At 67.1% G+C, this 578-nt stretch carries 1 protein-coding gene and 1 rRNA gene; both read right to left on the bottom strand.

The window, feature by feature from the left end; all coding sequences use genetic code 11:
* Positions 1–258: hypothetical protein (locus tag LJ221_RS13440; protein WP_374228442.1), on the bottom strand; the 258-nt coding region annotated here is incomplete at its 3' end.
* Between the two features lie 204 nt (positions 259–462).
* Positions 463–578, bottom strand: a 5S ribosomal RNA gene (rrf, locus tag LJ221_RS13435).

The following is a 578-nucleotide window of genomic DNA, read 5'->3' as shown; positions in this document are numbered from 1 at the left end:
GATCATCCCGGCGCTCGTCCCGGCGCTCGTCCCGCCGGAACGACGGCCGGTCATCACGCCGGAAACCGCGTCCCCGGTCGTCATCACGGCGCGGGCCACGCGGCCGCTCACCCCGATCATCCCGGCGCTCGTCCCGGCGCTCGTCCCGCCGGAACGACGGCCGGTCATCACGCCGGAAACCGCGTCCCCGGTCGTCATCACGGCGCGGGCCACGCGGCCGCTCACCCCGATCATCCCGGCGATACGAAGGACGATCATCGCGACGGGAGCCACCCCGGCGCTCGTCACCACTCTGGCGACGGGGCCTGTCCGAGCGCTCGGGCCGGTCCGGCTGCTCCTCGGAGGAATTGGACATTGATGTGGCTCCTGTCTTGGGGTATTGCACGTTCAGTTTTGCGCACAAACAGAAAAAGGACCCTTGGTCCCAGCATGCACGCTGGGACCAAGGGTCCTTCAAATATTGTTCGGCGGCGTCCTACTCTCCCACACGGTCCCCCATGCAGTACCATCGGCGCTGAAAGGCTTAGCTTCCGGGTTCGGAATGGAACCGGGCGTTTCCCTCTCGCTGTGACCACCGA

Source organism: Streptomyces sp. CNQ085 (assembly GCF_022614595.1).
GTDB lineage: Bacteria > Actinomycetota > Actinomycetes > Streptomycetales > Streptomycetaceae > Streptomyces.
Note: the sequence above shows the minus strand (reverse complement) of the source record. Positions and strands in the feature narration are given on the sequence as shown.